General features: G+C 63.2%; 13 protein-coding genes. 5 read left to right on the forward strand and 8 right to left on the reverse strand.

The window, feature by feature from the left end; translation table 11 throughout:
• Positions 1-14 precede the first annotated feature (14 nt).
• The 4 genes from C1M53_RS10545 to C1M53_RS10560 are packed head-to-tail and all read left to right on the forward strand — an operon-like array spanning position 15 to position 3,590.
• On the forward strand, positions 15-1,079 hold the full coding sequence (locus C1M53_RS10545) for an ABC transporter permease (RefSeq protein WP_129412206.1): 1,065 nt from the start codon (positions 15-17) through the stop codon (positions 1,077-1,079).
• On the forward strand, positions 1,076-2,002 hold the full coding sequence (gene nikC, locus C1M53_RS10550; RefSeq protein ID WP_129412207.1) for a nickel transporter permease: 927 nt from the start codon (positions 1,076-1,078) through the stop codon (positions 2,000-2,002). The genes C1M53_RS10545 and nikC overlap by 4 nt, the downstream gene beginning before the upstream one ends.
• Positions 1,999-2,844 carry an ABC transporter ATP-binding protein gene (locus tag C1M53_RS10555; protein ID WP_129412208.1) on the forward strand — a complete coding sequence of 282 codons (846 nt, stop codon included), beginning with the start codon at positions 1,999-2,001 and terminating at the stop codon, positions 2,842-2,844. The genes nikC and C1M53_RS10555 overlap by 4 nt, the downstream gene beginning before the upstream one ends.
• A complete protein-coding gene (locus C1M53_RS10560; RefSeq protein WP_129412209.1) occupies positions 2,841-3,590 on the forward strand; it encodes an ABC transporter ATP-binding protein in 750 nt (249 codons plus the stop codon). Before C1M53_RS10555 ends, C1M53_RS10560 begins: the two co-directional genes overlap by 4 nt.
• Positions 3,591-3,614: 24 nt before the next feature.
• Here the strand turns inward: C1M53_RS10560 and C1M53_RS10565 are convergent, their stop codons facing one another.
• Together C1M53_RS10565 and C1M53_RS10570 are read right to left on the reverse strand one after the other, a co-directional pair.
• The gene (locus C1M53_RS10565; RefSeq protein WP_129412210.1) at positions 3,615-5,297 is read right to left on the reverse strand and encodes a hydantoinase B/oxoprolinase family protein; all 1,683 of its coding nucleotides are present in this window, start codon (positions 5,295-5,297) and stop codon (positions 3,615-3,617) included.
• On the reverse strand, positions 5,294-7,381 hold the full coding sequence (locus C1M53_RS10570; RefSeq protein ID WP_129412211.1) for a hydantoinase/oxoprolinase family protein: 2,088 nt from the start codon (positions 7,379-7,381) through the stop codon (positions 5,294-5,296). The genes C1M53_RS10565 and C1M53_RS10570 overlap by 4 nt, the downstream gene beginning before the upstream one ends.
• Before the next feature lie 289 nt (positions 7,382-7,670).
• Between C1M53_RS10570 and C1M53_RS10575 the strand changes: the two genes are divergently transcribed.
• Positions 7,671-8,498, forward strand: a complete 828-nt coding sequence (locus C1M53_RS10575) for a ferredoxin--NADP reductase (RefSeq protein ID WP_129412212.1) — start codon at positions 7,671-7,673, stop codon at positions 8,496-8,498.
• Between the two features lie 219 nt (positions 8,499-8,717).
• On the opposite strand, the gene C1M53_RS10580 is transcribed toward C1M53_RS10575, so the two are convergent.
• From C1M53_RS10580 to C1M53_RS10605, 6 genes are all read right to left on the reverse strand, one after another.
• The gene (locus tag C1M53_RS10580; protein ID WP_129412213.1) at positions 8,718-9,716 is read right to left on the reverse strand and encodes an ABC transporter ATP-binding protein; all 999 of its coding nucleotides are present in this window, start codon (positions 9,714-9,716) and stop codon (positions 8,718-8,720) included.
• Between the two features lie 20 nt (positions 9,717-9,736).
• Positions 9,737-10,798 carry a Gfo/Idh/MocA family oxidoreductase gene (locus C1M53_RS10585; protein WP_129412214.1) on the reverse strand — a complete coding sequence of 354 codons (1,062 nt, stop codon included), beginning with the start codon at positions 10,796-10,798 and terminating at the stop codon, positions 9,737-9,739.
• A gap of 49 nt (positions 10,799-10,847) precedes the next feature.
• On the reverse strand, positions 10,848-11,687 hold the full coding sequence (locus C1M53_RS10590; RefSeq protein WP_129412215.1) for a carbohydrate ABC transporter permease: 840 nt from the start codon (positions 11,685-11,687) through the stop codon (positions 10,848-10,850).
• A gap of 9 nt (positions 11,688-11,696) precedes the next feature.
• Positions 11,697-12,620, reverse strand: a complete 924-nt coding sequence (locus tag C1M53_RS10595; protein WP_129412216.1) for a sugar ABC transporter permease — start codon at positions 12,618-12,620, stop codon at positions 11,697-11,699.
• Between the two features lie 285 nt (positions 12,621-12,905).
• On the reverse strand, positions 12,906-14,165 hold the full coding sequence (locus C1M53_RS10600) for an ABC transporter substrate-binding protein (RefSeq protein ID WP_129412217.1): 1,260 nt from the start codon (positions 14,163-14,165) through the stop codon (positions 12,906-12,908).
• Positions 14,166-14,218: 53 nt separating this feature from the next.
• On the reverse strand, positions 14,219-15,127 hold the full coding sequence (locus tag C1M53_RS10605; RefSeq protein WP_129412218.1) for an N-acetylmuramic acid 6-phosphate etherase: 909 nt from the start codon (positions 15,125-15,127) through the stop codon (positions 14,219-14,221).
• Positions 15,128-15,265: the final 138 nt, after the last annotated feature.

A 15,265-nucleotide genomic window follows, 5' to 3' on the forward strand; every position in this document is an offset into this window, starting at 1 on the left:
CCAAGTAACCGACCTTGTCACTCGCCCACACGACCAATGAGCCGGGGCGGAGGCGCAAAAAAGCCTCCGCCCTCGGGCTTGCGCTGCTGCGCTTCGTCTTCATTGCCGCGGTCACCTTCCTGGGGCTGATCGCGGTGACCTTCTTCATCGGGCGCGTCATGCCGATCGACCCGGTGCTGGCGATCGTCGGCGATCGCGCGCCGGCCAGCGTGGTTGCGGCCGCGCGCCAGCAATACGGCTTCGACCTGCCGGTCTGGCAGCAGTTCCTGCTCTACGTCCAGAAGGCGCTGCAGGGCGATTTCGGTACCTCCGTGCTGTCGACCTATCCGGTCATGCAGGACATTCGCCGCGTCTTCCCGGCGACGCTGGAACTGGCAACGGTCGGCACGCTGATCGGCCTGCTGTTCGGTATCCCGCTCGGCGTGCTGGCAGCGGTCAAACGCGGCTCGTTCATCGACCAGGCCGTGCGCGTCATCGGCCTGATCGGCTATTCGATGCCGATCTTCTGGCTTGGCCTGCTCGGCCTTCTCGTCTTCTACGCAAGGCTCGGCTGGGTCGAGGGACCGGGGCGCATCGGCATCGCCTATGAATACACCTTCACGCCAGTCACCGGGCTCTATCTGGTCGACGCCATCATCCAGCGCGACTGGGGCGCGTTCCGCGACGTGTTCTCGCATATCATCCTGCCGGCATCGCTGCTCGGCTATACCTCCATGGCCTATATCAGCCGCATGACGCGTTCCTTCATGCTGAACGAACTTGCCCAGGAATATGTCGTGGCCGCGCGTGCCAAGGGCCTCTCGGAAGCTCGCATCATCTGGGGGCATGCGCTGCGCAATGCCGCCGTGCCGCTGGTGACGGTGATCGCGCTTTCCTATGCCACCCTGCTCGAAGGTTCGGTGCTGACGGAGACGGTGTTCTCATGGCCCGGCATCGGACTTTATCTCACCAATTCGCTGCAGAACGCCGACATGAACGCCGTGCTCGGAGCGACCATCATGATCGGCGCGGTGTTCATCGCGCTCAATCTGTTGTCGGACCTGCTCTACCAGCTTCTCGACCCGAGGACGCGGTCATGAGCATAGCCGACACCTCGAAGACAAGCTGGCGCGAATGGCTGCTGTCAGAGCGGCCGCAATCGCGTGCCCAGGCGCGGCTCGGCCGTTCCTACATGACCTGGCGCCGCTTCACTGCCAACAAGCTGGCGGTGATCGGGCTTTTCATCATCCTGACACTGGTGTTCGTCGCCATCTTCGCCGGCCTGCTGGCACCTTACTCGCCGGTGGTCGGCGATCTGCGCGGCTCACGCCTGCTGGAGCCTGACTGGACCCACTGGATGGGAACCGACGACCAGGGCCGCGACATCCTCTCGCGCGTCATCTACGGCTCGCGGCTGACGCTTTATGTCATCGTGCTGGTCGCGCTGATCGCCGCACCGATCGGCCTCATCGTCGGAACTGTCGCCGGTTACGCCGGCGGCTGGACCGATGCGATCCTGATGCGCATCACCGATATCTTCCTGGCCTTCCCGAAGCTGATCCTGGCGCTGGCCTTCGTCGCGGCACTCGGGCCCGGCATCGAGAATGCCATCATCGCCATCGCCATCACCTCATGGCCGCCCTATGCCCGCATCGCGCGCGCCGAGACGCTGATGGTGCGCAATTCGGATTACATCAAGGCCGTCGAGATCATGGGAGCGTCGCCCGGACGCATCGTGCTGCGCCATATCATGCCGATGTGCATCTCCTCGCTGATCGTGCGCGTCACCCTCGACATGGCAGGCATCATCATCATCGCCGCGGGCCTCGGCTTCCTTGGCCTCGGCGCGCAGCCACCCTTGCCGGAATGGGGCGCGATGATCGCATCGGGTCGCCGCTTCATCCTCGACCAGTGGTGGGTGGCTGCCATGCCCGGCATGGCCATCCTCATCGTCAGCCTCGGCTTCAACCTGCTCGGCGACGGCCTGCGCGATGCGCTCGATCCAAGGAGCTCGGGCCAATGAGTGCTCTTGAGAAGAACCTGCTCGAGGTCGACAACCTCAGGGTCCGCTTTCCCACCCGCACCGGTGTCATCGAAGCGGTGCGCGGCGTCTCCTTCTCGGTAGGACGCGAACGCCTCGGCATCGTCGGTGAATCCGGCTCCGGCAAGTCCCAGACCGGCCGTGCCATCATGGGCCTCACCGATCCGAGGGCCGAGGTCAGCGCCGACAGGCTGCAGTTCGACGGCATCGATCTGCTGTCGCTGCCGGCCCGCGAGCGCAGGGCGCTGCGCGGCAAGCGCGTCGCCATGATCCTGCAGGATCCGAAGTACTCGCTCGATCCCGTCATCAGCATCGGCCGCCAGATCGTCGAGACCCTGCGCACCCATGAGAAGGTCTCGAAGGCCGAGGCAAGGGAACGTGCCCTCGACATGCTGGCAGCCGTGCAGATCCGCGATCCCAGACGTGTCTTCGATCTCTATCCGCATGAGGTCTCGGGCGGCATGGGCCAGCGCGCCATGATCGCCATGATGCTGATTGCCGATCCGGAGCTGCTGATCGCCGACGAGCCGACCTCGGCGCTCGACGTGACGGTGCAGCTCGATGTGCTGGCCATCCTCGACCGGCTGGTGGCGGAGCGTGGCATGGGCCTGATCTTCATCTCGCATGATCTCAGGCTCGTCTCCTCCTTCTGCGACCGTGTCGTGGTCATGTATGCCGGCAAGGTGGTGGAACAGCTGCCGGCCTCGGAGCTGGCCAACGCACAGCATCCCTACACACAAGGCCTGCTCGACTGCATGCCCAAGATCGGCAATGACCGGCATCCGCTGCCGGTGCTGGCACGCAAGGCGGAGTGGGCGGCATGACGGCGGCACTTCAGGCAGACGGGGTCGAAGTCGTCTTCGATCACTTCAGGGCGCTGAAAGGCGTCAGCGTCGAGGTGCAGCCGGGTGAATCCTTCGGGCTGGTCGGCGAATCCGGCTCCGGCAAGTCGACACTGCTGCGCGCCATTGCCGGTCTTGCCCCGGTTGCCTCGGGCAGCATCAGCGTCAACGGCAAGCCACTCGGCCGCAAGCGCGACCGCGACTTCTACCGGCAGGTGCAGATGGTGTTCCAGGACCCTTATGGTTCGCTGCATCCACGCCAGACGGTGGACCGGCTGCTGCAGGAGCCGCTAGCCATCCATGGTATCGGTGACAGCGAGGTCCGCATCCGGCGTGCGCTGGAGGAGGTTGGCCTGAGCTCCGGCTTCCGCTTCCGCTATTCGCACCAGCTGTCTGGCGGGCAGCGCCAGCGTGTGGCGATCGCGCGCGCCCTGATCCTGGAACCGTCGATCCTGCTGCTCGACGAGCCGACCTCGGCACTCGATGCCTCGGTGCAGGCGGAGGTGCTGAACCTGCTCGAACAGGTGCGGCGTGACCGCAAGCTCACCTACCTCATGGTCAGCCACGATCTCGCCGTCATCAACCACATGTGCGAGCGCCTCATGGTGATGCAGAACGGCGAAGCGATCGAACAGCTCGCCGCAACCGACCTCGTCTCCCACACCGTCACTCAGGACTACACAAGACGCCTCCTCAAGGCCTCCGAAGGCTTCGTCAGGGCGGAGTGACTGCACCCGTCGCCGGCTTCGAGATCACCCGAACAGCCGGTCCGCCTCCTCGGCGGTGTAATATCCCATGGCGACATCATGCCGGACGGCCTCGCTCGAGCGTTCGAGCGGGTTGCCATAGCCGCCACCGCCCGGGGTGCCGACACGCACACGGTCACCAGCTTTCAACGGGATATCCTGCTCCTTGGAGAGGTGCGGCGGAACATGTTCCTTGCCGTCGCGGATCACGGTCACGGTGTTGACGGCGCCATCCTTGCCGCCGAGAACGCCCTGCGGCCCGAAACGGCCGTGGTCCATGACGAAGGAAGCACGCGCCTCGCCGCGCAGCAGCTCGACCTCATAAGCGAGGCCCATGCCGCCGCGATGCCGACCGGCGCCACCGGATCCCTCGCGCAGGGCGTAGTGCCGGTAGAGCACCGGGAAAGCCTGCTCCATGATCTCGACCGGCGGCGACTTCGAAATGCCGATGGTCGAGCAGCCATTGGACAGGCCATCATGCCAGGCATTGCCGCCATAGCCGCCACCGGAGATCTGGTACATGACGAAGTCGCGGCCACGGACGGGATCATGGCCGCCAAGCGCGAAATTGCCGCTGGAGCCAGCGGGAGCCGCCGTCACATTGCCCGGCAGGGCCTGCACCATGGCGGCGAATACAGCTTCGGCGATGCGCTGCGACACTTCCGCCGCGCAACCGGACACCGGGCGCGGATATCTGGCGTCCAGGAAGGTGCCTTCCGGGCTTTTGACGACAAGCGGCTCGAAAGCGCCGGCGCTGATCGGTACATCCGGGAAGATATGGCGCATGGCGAGATAGACGGAAGACAGCGTTGTCGCCAAAACGCTGTTCATCGGTCCCGCACAGGGCTTCGAGGAGCCCGCGAAGTCGAAGGTCAGCGTATCGCCCTTCTTCTCCACCGCGAGCGCGATGGTCAGTGGTTCGTCGACAACACCATCTGAATCGACAAAAGCCTTCGAGCGATAGACGCCGTCCGGGATCGCAGCGATGTTGGCACGCATCTGCTCGGCGGCGCGCTGGCGCAGTTCCCGGATCGCCGCCGAGACGGTCCCGTCGCCATAGCGATCGAGGATTTCGCCGAGCCTGTCCTGGCCGACCAGCAAGGCAGCAGCCTGTGCCTTGATGTCGCCGATGCGCTGGTCGGCGACACGGATGTTGGAGCAGATGATGGCGTAGATCTCGGGATCGAGCTTTCCCTGCTTGAACAGCTTCACCGGCGGCAGACGCAGCCCTTCCTGCTCGACGGCGGTGGCCGAAGCGGAAAAGCCCCCCGGCACCGCACCGCCGATGTCGGGCCAATGGCCGGTGTTGGAGAGCCAGCAGAAGATGTTGCCGTTGCGATAGACCGGCATGACAAAGCGCACATCCATCAGATGCGTGCCGCCGAGATAGGGGTCGTTGACGATGTAGATATCGCCCGGCTGCGGCGGCAGGCAACGGCCGGCCGCGATCATCTCGATCACCGTTTTCGTCGAGTGCTGCATGACGCCGACAAAGACCGGCAGGCCCTGCGAACCCTGGGCGATCAGCGAACCATCGACGGCCGAATAGATGCCGTCGGAGCGATCATTGGCCTCGGCGATGACGGGGGAAAAGGCGGCGCGCGAGAAGGTGAGGTCCATCTCGTCGCAGACCTGCTGCAGCGCGGCCTGTATGACGGAAAGGGTGATGGCGTCGAGCGTGTGCGTCATCGGCTGCCGACCTCCACGATCAGGTTCCCATCCGCGTCGCTGGTCGCCTTGTCACCGGGTTCCAGCACCGTGGTGGCGTCCATCTGCTCGATGATCGCCGGACCTTTGATGACGGCGTCGAGCGGCAGGCTGTCGCGCGCATAGACGGGCGTGTCATGCCAGGTGCCGTCATACCAGACCGGGCGGATTTCCAGCCGCGCCTTCTTCAGCGTGGGAGCCCGGCCAGCCGGATCGATCAGCGCAGAGAGGTCAACCTCCGGACGCACGCCGATGACGGAGGTGTTCAGATTGACGAGATTGGCGCGGATTTCCGGCAGCTCGACCTTGAAACGGGAAAAATAGGCCTTCTCGAACAAGTCCTGCAGTGTGGCCCGATCAACTCTGGACGACGGCAGCGGCACATTGATCAGGTGGGTCTGGCCGATGAACTGCATGTCTGCGGAATGGCTGATGCGGACCGCCCGCGGTTTCACCGCCTCCTTGGCGATCAGCGCCTCGCCTTCGGCGCGATGACCGTCGAGGACGCGATGCACCTGCTCTTCATCCAAGGTGGCAACCGGACGATTCAGCGTGTTGACGAAATCGTGCCTGAGGTCGGCGACCACGCAGCCCAGTGCATTGGTGATGCCGGGCCTGGCCGGCACCAGGACGCGCGGCAGGCCGAGTTCGCGCGCCAGTGCGCTGGCGTGCAGCGGGCCGGCGCCGCCAAAGGCAAACAGGGTGAAGTCGCGCGGATCATGACCGCGGCCGACCGAGACCATGCGGATTGCGCCGGCCATCTTCATGTTGGCGAGCCGCAGCACGGCGCCTGCCGCCTCGACACCGGAAAGGTTGGTGAACAGCCCGATCCTGTCTTCGAAGACGCGGGTGACGCTTTCCACCGCAACCGGATTGGCGACCGCCAGCAGCTTGTTCGGGGAAAGGCGGCCGAGCACCAGATTGGCGTCGGTGATGGTCGGTTCGCTGCCGCCGCGACCATAACAGATCGGGCCGGGACTGGCGCCGGCGCTTTCCGGGCCGACGCGGATCAGGCCGGCGGCATCGACACGGGCGATCGAACCGCCACCCGCGCCGACGGTATGCACCGCCACCATCGGCACATGGATCGGCATGGCATATTCGAGCTCGATCTCGTTGGAGACCGCAGGCTCGGCATCGCGGATCAGGGCCACGTCGGTGGACGTGCCGCCCATGTCGTAGGTGACGAGATTGCGATGGCCGGAACGGCGACCGGTATAGGCCGCGGCGATCACGCCGGAGGCAGGACCGGACATCACCGTCTTGGCCGCCTCCCGCGCCACGAACCGCGCCGAGATCATGCCGCCATTGCCGTTCATGATCAGGAAGTCGCGTTCGTATCCCTGGGCGGCCAGTTCATTGCGCAGTTTCGCGACATAACGCTCGAGGATCGGCTGCACGGCGGCGTTGACGGAGGCCGTCACACCCCGCTCGAACTCGCGCGCCTCCGACAGAAGCGTGTGGCCGGCGGTGATGTGGTCGTTCGGCCAAAGCTCCTTTGCGATCTCGGCGGCGCGGCGCTCATGCGCCGGATTGGCATACGCATGCAGGAAATGGATGACGAGGGATTCGCAGCCCGCCGCCAGCAGGGTCTGCACGGCGCGCCGCACCGCCGCTTCATCCAGCGGCACACGCACCGCGCCAGAGGCTTCCATGCGTTCCGCGACCTCAAGCCGCAGGTTGCGGGAAATGATCGGCACGAAGGTCCCGGTCATGCCATAGGCCTGCGGGCGCGTGCGCCGACCGAGTTCGATCACATCGCGGAAGCCCGCCGTGGTGATCATGCCGGTCCTGGCCAGCCGGCGCTCCAGCACCGCGTTGGTGGTGGTGGTGGTGCCGTGCACGATGAGGTCGATCGCCGCAGCGGAGAAACCGGTCGCCCCGAGCGCCGAAACAACACCGAAGGCCTGGTTGTCGAGAGTCGTCGGCGTCTTGGCGATGCGCACCTTGCCACCGCCGCGGCCGTCGATGAGGATCAGGTCGGTGAAGGTGCCGCCAACATCGATGCCGGCGACGACACTATCTGATTGTGCTGGGTTCGATTGCGCCGGAACTTTCTCATCCATTGCCAAAATCCGAAATGTCCCAACTGCCTGTAAGGGCCAGTTTGGAAAGGCGTTCCACGGCTCGATCTTGACGCTAAGTTCATTTGTATACTAATAGATTTCCGAAACAAGAGCCTGCCCCCTGACCAATGCCGTGGCATATCGGGGCCCGCCAAGCGGACACGCAGGACGGCCAAAGCATGACCCCGAAAAGTTGCAGACTTTTCGGATAAAGGTCATGCGACAGACAAAACGTCAGAGTGGAATGCCACTGCTTTCCACTCTGAAGCATCAGGAAAAGGTTGGTTCGATGAGCACCGCTTCCGCCCCCAGCACGGACGCCGCCAAGCCGCTGGAATTTCCGATTCCGGCGAATGTCTATGCCGAGAAGGTCGTTTCGGTGAAACACTACACCGACCGCCTTTTCGCCTTCCGTATCACCCGGCCGCAGTCGCTGCGCTTCCGTTCCGGCGAGTTCGTGATGATCGGCCTGCCCAATGCCGAGAAGCCGGTGTTCCGTGCCTACTCCGTGGCAAGCCCGGCCTGGGATGAGGAACTCGAATTCTTCTCGATCAAGGTGCCGGATGGCCCGCTAACCCAGCACCTGCAAAAGATCCAGCCTGGCGACACCGTGCTGATGCGCCAGAAGTCGACCGGCACGCTGGTGCTGGACGCTTTGACGCCGGGCAAGCGCCTGTTCATGATCTCGACCGGCACCGGCATCGCGCCCTTCGCCAGCCTGCTGCGCGATCCTGACACCTATGAGAAGTTCGAGCACGTCTACCTCACCCACACCTGCCGCGATGTCGCCGAACTGGCCTACGGACAAGAGCTGGTGGCATCGCTAGCCGAGGATCCGCTGATCGGCGAGTTCACCAATGGCCGCGTGACGCTGTACAACTCGACGACACGCGAAACGTCCGATCGCATGGGCCGCATCACTGCGCTCGTCGGGTCCGGCAAGTTCTACACCGATCTCGGCATCGAGGCGCTGAACCCGGAAACCGACCGCATCATGATCTGCGGTTCGATGCACATGCTGAAGGACGTCAAGGAAATGGCGGAGAACCTCGGCTTCGTCGAGGGCTCGCTGAGCGCTCCGGCAAGCTTCGTGGTGGAACGCGCCTTCGTCGGCTGATTTTTCCCCTTCTCCCCTTGAGGGAGAAGGTGCCTGAGCGAAGCGAAGGCGGATGAGGGGTGTTGGAAGAAACGAGGCGCTTCGATGCTGGGCCTCATTTCAAGTTTCCAGTATCTGCCAGCCCCGCACTCCGTCCAGCACCCCTCATCCGACCTCGCCTACGGCTCGGCCACCTTCTCCCTCAAGGGGAGAAGGGAAAGCGCCCGATGGCGCCATTTTTCATTTGATCGTCTTGCCGTCCGCATCGAAGCGGTAGGTCCTGGCCGCATCCGGCGTCGCGTAAAGCGTCGAGCCCGGCTCGGCATCGTAGACGCCGAAGAGGCGCACGGTGATCAGGCCTGCCTTTTCGCAGTCGAGATAGACGTTGGTGTCGGCGCCGAGATGTTCGGTATGCACCACCGTACCTTTCCAGGCGCCTGCATTCCTGTCGACCGTCAGGTGCTCGGGGCGCACGCCGACCGTCTTGACGCTTTCGCCCAGCCTTGCACCATCGATGAAGTTCATCTTCGGCGAGCCGATGAAACCGGCAACGAATTCATTGGCCGGCGCATGATAAAGTTCCATTGGCGCACCGATCTGCTCGATGCGGCCGGCGTTCAGCACCACGATCTTGTCGGCCAGCGTCATCGCCTCGACCTGGTCGTGGGTGACGTAGATCATCGTCGCCTTGAGACGGCGATGCAGCTGCGCAATCTCCAGACGCGTGTTGACACGCAGCGCGGCGTCGAGGTTCGACAGCGGCTCGTCGAACAGGAACAGCTTCGGCTCGCGCACCACGGCCCGGCCGATGGCGACGCGCTGACGCTGGCCGCCGGACAGTTCTGCCGGGCGGCGCTTGAGATACGGCTCAAGCGACAGCATGGTGGACGCTGTGGTGATGCGCTTGTCGATCTCGGCCGCCGGCTCGCCAGCCTGCTTCAGGCCGAGCGCCATGTTGTCGCGCACGGTGAGGTGCGGATAGAGCGCATAGGTCTGGAACACCATGGCGATGCCGCGCTTGGCTGGCGGCGTCGAGGTGACTTCCTGGCTGTCGATCAGCACGCGGCCGGAGGTCGCGTCCTCCAGGCCGGCGATGACGCGCAGCAGGGTCGACTTGCCACAGCCCGACGGGCCGACGAAGACGACGAATTCGCCATCCTTGACGTCGAGGTCGATGCCCTTCAGCACATCCACCGGACCGAAGGATTTCTTGACATTCTCGATCTTCAGAGAGCCCACGGCTGTTCCTCGCTCGATTGTTAGAGTTTGACGGGCTTGCCGGTGCGGACGCTTTCGTCGGCCGCAAGGCAGACGGCAAGCGAACGCACGGCATCGTCCATATGACGGGTGAGGTCGATGTCCTCGCGGATGGCTTTCAGCACGAAGGCCTGCTCTAGATCGCAGAGTTCCTGGTGGCCGGGCTCGCCTTCCATGGAAAGCAGTTCGTCCGGCTTCAGGAACTTGCCGTCCGAACCGGTCGCGGCCTGATGCAGGCGGATGGTCGAGGTCTTGGTGTGGGTATCGATGTCGTCCGACTTCACACCTTCGGCCATGACGATCGATACGCAGCCGTTCGGCGACATCACGTCCTTCACGAAGAAGGCGGTCTCGGAAATCATCGGACCCCAGCCGGCTTCATACCAGCCGACCGAACCATCCTCGAACAGCACCTGCAGGTGGCCGTAATTGTACATGGTCGGTGCGACCTCATCGGACAGGCGCACGCCCATGCCGCGCACCTCGACAGGTGCGGAATCGGTGATCTGCAGCATGACGTCGAGATAATGCACGCCGCAGTCGACGATCGGCGATGTCGTCTGCATCAGCTGCTTGTGCGTCTGCCAGGTGGGGCCCGACGACTGCTGGTTGAGGTTCATGCGGAAGACATAGGGACCGCCCAGCTTGCGGGCTTCGGCGATCAGCCGCATCCAGGACGGGTGGTGACGCAGGATGTAGCCGATCACCACCTTCTTGCCATTGGCCTTGGCGGCATCGACGACACGCTGGGCGTCGGCAACCGTCGTTGCCAGCGGCTTTTCGACGAAGACATGGCAGCCGGCTTCGAAAGCCTTGACCGCATAATCGGCATGGCTGTCCGAATAGGTGGCGATGCAGGCCAGCTCCGGCTTCTCGTCGCGCAGCGCGTCCTCGAAGGAGCGGCGAATCTCATGGCCGGCCAGTCCACCCGGCAGCGGCACGTCGGAACGGTTGACGAGCGCCGCGATCTCGAAGCCAGGGTTGTTATAGTAGGCCAGAGCATGGCTGCGGCCCATATTGCCGAGGCCGGCAACAACCACGCGTATGGGTTTCGTCGAAGTCACTGTGTTGTCCCTGTCTTGTTTTTCTTGGTTCTTGGTTTGAAACGGTGGCCTACTTCACGGCACCCGAGGTGATGCCGCGGATGAGCTGGCGCGAGAAGATCAGGTAGAGGACCAGAACCGGCAGGATCGCCAGCGACAGCGCCGCCAGGATGGCGTTCCAGTTGGTGACGAACTGACCGAGGAAGATCTGCGCGCCGAGCGTGACGGTCTTGGTCGCCTCCGAAGGCGCCAGGATCAGCGGGAACCACAGGTCGTTCCAGATCGGGATCATGGTGAAGACCGCGACGGTGGCCATGGCCGGACGCACCAGCGGCAGTACCAGGCGGAAGAAGATCGTGTATTCGGACAGCCCGTCGATGCGGCCGGCGTTCTTGAGGTCGTCCGATACGCCCTTCATGAATTCCGACAGGATGAAGATGGCGAGCGGCAGGCCCTGCGCGGTGTAGACCAGGATGAGCGCCGTGAGCGTGTTGACCAGCCCTGAGGCCACCATCAGCTGCAGGATGGCAACCGTGCCGAGGCGGATCGGGATCATGATGCCGAGCGCCAGATAGAGGCCCATCAGCGTGTTGCCGCGGAAGCGGTATTCCGACAGCGCGAAGGCTGCCATGGCGCCGAACAGCAGCACGAAGAACAGCGACACGACGGTAACGATCAGGCTGTTCTGGAAATACAGGAAGAAATCGCCCTGGCCGAACACGGTGGTGTAGCCGATCAGGTCGAAGGTCTTGGGCGTCGGCGGCGTCAGCGGCTGCTGGAAGATCGCCTGGCGCGACTTGAACGAGTTGATGACGACGACGAAGACCGGGAACAGCGCGATGATGGTGTAAGCCAGCAGGATCGCGTGTGCGCCAATGGTCCGCGGCAGGGAGGTGGTGGCCTTGCTCATCGTGAAACCTCAGAACTGGTAGCGGCGCAGGCGCCGCTGCACGAGGAAGAGATAGAAGCAGACGCCGATCAGGATGATCAGGAACATCATGGTGGCGATGGTGGCGCCCATGTGCGGGTCACCCACCTGCAGCTGGAAACCGAAGAAGGCGCGATAGAGGAACGTGCCCAGGATATCGGTCGAATAGTTAGGCCCGGCCAGCGCGCCCTGCGCGGTGTAGATCAGGTCGAAGGCGTTGAAATTGCCGACAAAGGTCAGGATCGAGATGATGCCGATGGCGGGCAGGATCAGCGGCAGCTTGATCTTCCAGAACTGCGACCAGCCGGTAATGCCGTCGCATTCGGCGGCTTCGATCACCTCGTCGGGGATGGACAGGAGCGCGGCATAGATCAGCATCATCGGGATGCCGACGAACTGCCAGACCGAGATCAGGCTGAGCGCGGTCAGCGCATACTGCTCCTTGCCGAGCCAGGGCGTGAACAGGCTCTTGAGGCCGACCATCCCCATGAGGTCTGGAGCGACGCCCCAGATCGGCGACAGGATCAGTTTCCAGGCAAAACCGACGATCACGAAAGACAGGATGGTCGGGATGAAGATCGCAGTGCGATAGAACGCGGTGAAGCGCAGTTTCGGGCTGGACAGAAGTGCTGCCAGCATGACGCCGATCGGGTTCTGCACCACCATGTGGATGATGAAGAACCAGACATTGTTCTTCAGCGCATTCCAGAAGTTGAACGACCAGGACGGATCGGTGAACAAGGTGCGGAAATTGTCGAAGCCGACAAAGGTCTGCACCTGCTCGATGGAACGGAACAGCGAAAGCTGCAGCGTGCCGAACAAAGGCAGGATCATGATCGCCGTGTAGACGAGCACCGCCGGCGCCAGGAAGACGCCGATATGCCAACGGAACGGTTTTTTCGATGCTGCAGCCATGAGCTCGGTCCTTGCCGCCTCCAGAGCGTTTCCGCTTCAAATTTTCGGAATGCCATCCCTCGCGCATCCACCGTATCTTCCTCGATTTCGAGGAAACGGTGGACATGAAGCCGGCGCCCCTTCTCCAGTCTTCATCGGGCAATTCCAGGAAAAGTGCGTAGCGGCTTTCCGTCCGGAATTGCGTAAAACAACAAGAGCGTAAGGGCGAGGAACCGCGCCGACAATCGGAAATTAGTTAGGGACAGACCGGGCCACGGCTAGCCGTGGCCCGGTCGTTTCGCAGTCTTACTTCGCCGGCTTGTACCAGCTGTCGAGGCCCTTCTGCAGCTTCTCGGCCGCGACTTCCGGCGTATCGGTGCCGTTGATGACGTTGGCCGATTCAACCCAGGTCTCGTTCTCCAGGTTCGGCGTGCCGCGCGACAGGATCTGATAGGTCGAGCGGATCGACGGCTTGCACTTCTCGCGCCAGGAAACGAATTCCTGCGCCAGCGGATCTTCCATCTTCACCGGCGACGAATTCAGGCTGAAGAAGCCAGGCAAAGCGTTGGCATAAATGGTGGCGAATTCCGGCGAGGCGACCCAGGTCAGGAAGGTCTTGGCCGCGTCGGCATTCTTGCTCTTGGCGTTCAGGCCGATGCCGATATCGGTGTGGTCGGAGATGTAGCAGGTGTCGCCGGCCTTGCCGACCGGCGGCGGGAAGGCGCCCATCTTGAACTGGGCCTGGGTGTTGAACAGGCCGATTTCCCACGAGCCCGCCGGATAGATGGCAGCGCGGCCGAGCGTGAACAGGTTCTGGCTGTCCGGATAGGTCTGCGCCTCGAAGCCATCCCCGAGATAAGGCTTCCACTTGGCGAGTTCGGCGTAGGGCTCGACCCAGTCCTTGTCGGTCAGCTTCTGCTCGCCCTTGATCAGCGCCAGACGACCCTCTTCGCCCTTCCAGTAATTCGGACCGATGTTCTGGTAGCCCATGGTCGCGGCTTCCCAGAGATCCTTGGTGCCCATGGCCATCGGTATGTAGGTGCCGTCGGCCTTGATCTTGTCGAGAGCAGCGAAGAATTCGTCGCGGGTCTGCGGAATCTTGAGGCCGAGCTTCTCGAAGGCGTCCTTGTTGTAGATGAAGCCATGGATGACCGAGGCCATCGGCACGCAGAAGGTGGCCGAGCCGTCGTCGGTGGTCCAGGCAGCCTTGGCAACGCTGGAGAAGTTCTCCATGCCCGACAGCTTGGTCAGGTCGGCGAGATCGCCCTTCTTGTACAGCTCGAGCGACTTGTCGAACGGACGGCAGGTGATCAGGTCGCCAGCCGAACCCGCGGCGAGCTTGGCGCCGAGTGCCGCGTCATATTCGGTTGGAGCCGAAGGCGCGAACACGACCTTGATGCCGGGGTTCTTCGCTTCGAAAGCCGGGATCAGCTTGTCCTTCCAGATGGCGAGGTCGTCACCGCGCCAGCTCTCGATGTTGAGCGTGGCATCGGCGGCCGACGCCACGCCGGCAAAGCCGAGTACGCTGGAGCCTAAAAGTAGTGCCGTAAGAAGTTTCGTCTTCATGCTCAGTCTCCCTGTTGACCTTTTTCAGGTTCGGTTTTGACGAGACGGAGGCTTCACGCCCCCTGTTCTCCTCTGATGGCGGAAAGGGCCGGCCGCAGCTTCTGGCCGGTCTTCTCCAATATTCCCTCGGCCGCATCGACGCTTTCAGCACCGGCGGCGAGCAGAATGGCAGTCTTCACCGCGCCACCACTCTGCTCGAGCGAGCGGTCGGCGGCATCGCGATCGAGCCCGGTTATGGCAGTGACGATGCGCGCCGCGCGGTCGCGCAGCTTGGCGTTGTCGGCGAAAAGATTGACCATGTAGCCGTCATGGACGTGGCCCAGATGGACGGCAGCCAAGGTCGACATCATGTTGAGCGCGATCTTCTGGGCGGTGCCCGCACCCATGCGGGTCGAGCCGGCGATGACTTCCGGCGGGGTTTTCAGCAGGATGGCGACGTCGGCGGCATTGAGCAGCGGCGTGTCGCCATTGTTGGCGATCGCGATCGTCGCGGCGCCGCGCTGGCGCGCGTCACGCAAGGCACGAACCGCATAGGGAGTCGAGCCGCTGGCCGAAAGAGCAATGACGCAATCGGCCGAGGTGACGCCGGCTCCTGCAATTCCGGCAGCGGCCTCTTCCTCGTCGTCCTCGGGACCACCCGCAAGATTGTGGAAAGCTTCATCACCACCGGCGATGAGGATGACAATGCGATCGCGTTTGATGCCGAAAGTCCCGGGAAGCTCGAGCGCATCGGCGACAGCCATGAGGCCGGAACTGCCTGCGGCGGCATAGACGAGCCGTCCGCCGGACTTGAGGCGCTCGGAGATCAATGCGGATGCGGCGGCAATGGCGGGAATGGCTTCGCGCACGGCGCCAGCGGCCTCGATCTGGGCCTCGGCCAGCGACTTCAATACGGCCTCGGGCGCCTGGATATCCAGCCCCTCGGCATCTCGATGCTGCGCTTCTGTGCGCTTCTGCGCCATTCCGTTTCCTCCACCTTCTTTGACAATACCAAAAAAATACCACTTGTCCACTGGCATTAGCAATTTCGTAATGGCCTGTTCTTCTTGCGCATAAAATTTCCAATAATTTCATACGAATAGCGATTATTGAATCGAACC

It is taken from the genome of Mesorhizobium sp. Pch-S (genome assembly GCF_004136315.1).
GTDB lineage: Bacteria > Pseudomonadota > Alphaproteobacteria > Rhizobiales > Rhizobiaceae > Mesorhizobium.